This window comes from Acinetobacter sp. GWC1_38_13, assembly GCF_001767535.1.
In the GTDB taxonomy this organism is placed as follows: domain Bacteria; phylum Pseudomonadota; class Gammaproteobacteria; order Pseudomonadales; family Moraxellaceae; genus Acinetobacter; species Acinetobacter junii.
Genome location: NZ_MELG01000081.1, coordinates 1 through 3577 on the forward strand (window position 1 = coordinate 1; position 3577 = coordinate 3577).

Here is a 3577-nt window from a genome sequence, read left to right on the forward strand (position 1 = left end):
TTATCCTCATCACCGCCGATGGATGTGCATTCTACAGTATTTCAGTATGGTTGCAAGTGATTTATTGGAATTTATTTTAATATTTAAACTGATAGATTATTTTTTACACAAATAAGGCTGAAAATGTGGAATTTGGTCTAAGATTTGTTCAGTTTTACTTTTTTCTTGCCAATGCAAAGGTCGACAATCGATGTATTCACAATACCCACTCCCTTGATAGGACTGATTATTCCAAAATAAATCATAACTAAAACTACCAACATAACCCGCCGCTAGACCAAATTTATAATCGCCCCTACTCTGTCCGTGTAATTGAAAGATAACTTCTTCATTTTCTTGATATTGCCAAATGAATTCACGTGGAAGATACATCTCACGTCCATTAGGAGTTTGAATCTTTGGATATACTCTAAGGGTATCAAAAACTACATTTCGATCATAAAGAGTCGAACCTTGTTGGCTGGTTTGAACCTCAATTCGAGAGAAAATTACGTTATTCCATTGGTTGCGCAATTCTGAAAGGATGACTTGAATTTCTTCATTAATATGAATGATTTGATATGTAAAAAAGTGAAAAGCAATAAAAGGTAAATATACCGCCCTTGCATGTTTTAAAATACCTTTGGTCTCAATCAAATATTTTTGATTTTTATAAACAATTTCCCCAACGCACTGACATTGTACATACCAGTAGTCAGCAACGCCCCAGTGCAATGCTGTATGATTTTCTATTTCAGAACAGATATTTACCCTTAAATCACAGCTAAATTCATTGTCATTTCGTTTGAAGTAATAGTTTGGAAAATCAACATGAATTTGATCAACATCTAAAAACTGATAAGAATCAGTCTCAAATTGACACTGTTCTTTTGCACTATAACTTTTTAGATGTCCAACTGTTGATAAGCTACTGCTTACCAACACTGTAGCTGTATCGATCGCAGTTGTGGAAATTGCACTTGGATTATAACAAATGGGAATACGAGGTTGCCCGATCAAACTAATGAAATTTACATAATGAAAAGGTGCAGGCAGATTGGGTAGAATCAAACCTTGATAAACAATTTTAAATAAACCTTTGGGTGGGTAAAAAGTTAAAGCATCTGACTTATTGAGGTTCAGCTGCTTTAATTGACTATTATTCATCAACAATGGCATGCCGAACCTCCTTTTATTTAGATTGTTATTTTGGAATCATTTTTTTTAGCTAATAGTGTCGTTACAAAACCAGACAACACATAGATGATACATACAACAAGTATCCCTACAGGAATATTGTAGGTGATTGCAGCAAAAATCAAGACTACAGGCAACATGACTACAAAAGGAACACGTTTGCGATCCATTTGTTTAAATGAATAGTATTTGATATTTGAAATCATAAGCAAACCAATCGAAACCATAATCACGGCGTTGATGATTTGTATTATGATGTCATTTAAATCAAATACCAGTGGATAATCTTGACTCACCCATACCATTGAAATAACGGTTACAGCAGCTAATGGACTTGCTATTCCTATAAAGTAACGTTTATCCACAACACCGATTTGTACATTGAAGCGTGCAAGTCGAAATGCTGCACAGGCTGTGTAAATAAAACAACAAGCTAGACCAATTCGACCCAAATCATTGAGACTCCAACTGTACATCAAAATAGCTGGAGCTACACCGAAGGCTAATAAATCCGAAAGTGAATCATACTGTTCACCAAAAGCACTTTGTGCTCCGATTGCACGAGCAACTCGACCATCCAAACCATCTAACAATGCTGCTAAGAAAATCGCATAAATAGCTTGAGTGAAATTACCATTCATACTAGCGATGATCGAATAAAAACCTGAAAGTAATGCCGCTGTTGTAATCAGATTTGGCCATAAATAAATGCCGCGTCTTTTAACTTTTTGCCCTTCATGCGTTTGTTCTTCTTCTTCGACTTCAAAGGTGATCCCATCAAAAGAAAGCTCTTCTTTCTTCAAATCAGAATCTGACTTAGGAGAATTTGTCATTATTTTCAATTCCTCGAGAATAGTTTGACATTGATGGGCTTATTCACCCACCAACCAACGCACTGCAGCATGACCACCATTTTCACTCATGCGTAAATGAGGGAAAAGCCATTGTAAGGCTTGATCTGCATCTTCTGAAAATTTCCAAGGTGGGTTAATCACCAATAAACCACAACCATTTAATCCAACTGGAGTATCATCTGGCCATACGCAAATTTCACAAATTAATTGGCGACGAATACCAGTCTTAAACATTTTCTTCTCAAAACGGTCAATCATCGCGCGATCTTTAATTGGATACCACACAGCAAAAACACCTGTCGGCCATTTTTTATGTGCAGCTTGTAACAACTCAACTAACTGAGGGAAATCTTTACGTTCGATTTCGTATGGTGGGTCAATCATGACCAATCCACGTTTTTCTTTAGGCGGAATGACACCCATCAAACCTTCATAAAAATCACGCTCATGTAAGCCCGCACGTTTATCGCGAATATTAAAATACAATTGTTGAAACACATCACGCTGCATTTCAAATATAGTTGCTTTATCAATATCACGCATGCCTTCAAGCGCAAACCAAGGTGAACCTGGATAAGCACCTTTACCTGAACCTGCACGCATATCTTCAACAATTTTAAGATATTGTTTTACGCCTTCAGGTGCATTACGTTTAATCGAATCGTCAAGCTTGACCAAACGATGGATACCCGTTAAAAACTCACCTGATTTTTGTGCTTCAGACGTAGATAAATCATATTTACCTGCACCGCCATGGGTATCTATATATCGATAAGGTTTATCTTTAGCATTTAAACGAGCGAGCAGTTGAAGCAAAAGTACATGCTTCATAACATCGGCAAAGTTACCCGCATGGAAATGGTGACGGTAATTCATGTTGACAATTATTCCTCAATTCAAAGGGTAGTTTATCACGAATGAAAAAAGTATTCTTTAGCGTTGATGTGATCGACTAAGATCATACAGCCTCTTCACCAAGATCTATTGGAAATATATGCAGCAAAGTTCTCTTCCTGAATCGTGGGATTTAGATAAAGTTTTGGATGATTTAAATGAATCAGGTTTTGCCGTTATAGATAATGTTTATTCTGCTGCATTTGTAAACTCCCTAGTAAACGAATGCAATTCACATCTTGCTGAGTTCAGAGCTGCAGGCATTCAAAATGGTATTGTGAGTCATATACGTAGCGATCATATATTGTGGATTGATGAACAATTACCGATCGCGCAACAACATATTAATGCATTAAAGAACTTGTCTCAGTTATTAAATCAAGCGTTTTATTTGGGAATCAAAGAAGTAGAAGCTCATTTTGCTTGTTACAACGCAGGTGAGTTTTATGCATTACATCGAGATAATCCTCAGAAAAAGAATGATCGCATGATTTCAACTGTTTTTTATTTACATGAACAGTGGCAAGAAGACTTTGGCGGTCAGTTACGCTTGCAAGATAAAAATGAACAATGGCATACCATTGAACCATTGCCTAATCGGCTTGCTATCTTCCAAAGTGATTTACTACATGAAGTGTTGCTTTCAAAACAGC

At 36.5% G+C, this 3577-nt stretch carries 4 protein-coding genes; 1 reads left to right on the plus strand and 3 read right to left on the minus strand.

Going from position 1 to position 3577, the window contains the following annotated elements:
- Positions 1–96 precede the first annotated feature (96 nt).
- From A2003_RS07940 to A2003_RS07950, 3 genes are read right to left on the minus strand one after another with little or no spacing between them, the layout of a single operon-like run.
- Entirely contained in the window at positions 97–1158 is a 1062-nt protein-coding gene (locus A2003_RS07940) for a DUF6670 family protein (protein WP_039047591.1), read from the minus strand.
- A gap of 17 nt (positions 1159–1175) precedes the next feature.
- Complete coding sequence (gene pssA, locus A2003_RS07945) at positions 1176–2009, minus strand: CDP-diacylglycerol--serine O-phosphatidyltransferase (RefSeq protein ID WP_087540924.1); 834 nt, start codon at positions 2007–2009, stop codon at positions 1176–1178.
- Positions 2010–2048: 39 nt separating this feature from the next.
- Positions 2049–2906: a 23S rRNA (adenine(2030)-N(6))-methyltransferase RlmJ gene (locus A2003_RS07950; protein ID WP_112986898.1), complete on the minus strand. Its 858-nt coding sequence runs from the start codon at positions 2904–2906 to the stop codon at positions 2049–2051.
- 118 nt (positions 2907–3024) lie between these two features.
- Here A2003_RS07950 and A2003_RS07955 point away from each other — a divergent pair.
- On the plus strand, positions 3025–3577 hold a 553-nt coding region (locus A2003_RS07955), incomplete at its 3' end, for a 2OG-Fe(II) oxygenase (RefSeq protein WP_286687130.1).

Coding starts and splice junctions, on each gene's coding strand:
- A2003_RS07940 (WP_039047591.1), bottom strand. CDS start 1,158: ATGCCATTGTTGATGAATAATAGTCAATTAAAGCAGCTGAACCTCAAT.
- pssA (WP_087540924.1), bottom strand. CDS start 2,009: ATGACAAATTCTCCTAAGTCAGATTCTGATTTGAAGAAAGAAGAGCTT.
- A2003_RS07950 (WP_112986898.1), bottom strand. CDS start 2,906: ATGAATTACCGTCACCATTTCCATGCGGGTAACTTTGCCGATGTTATG.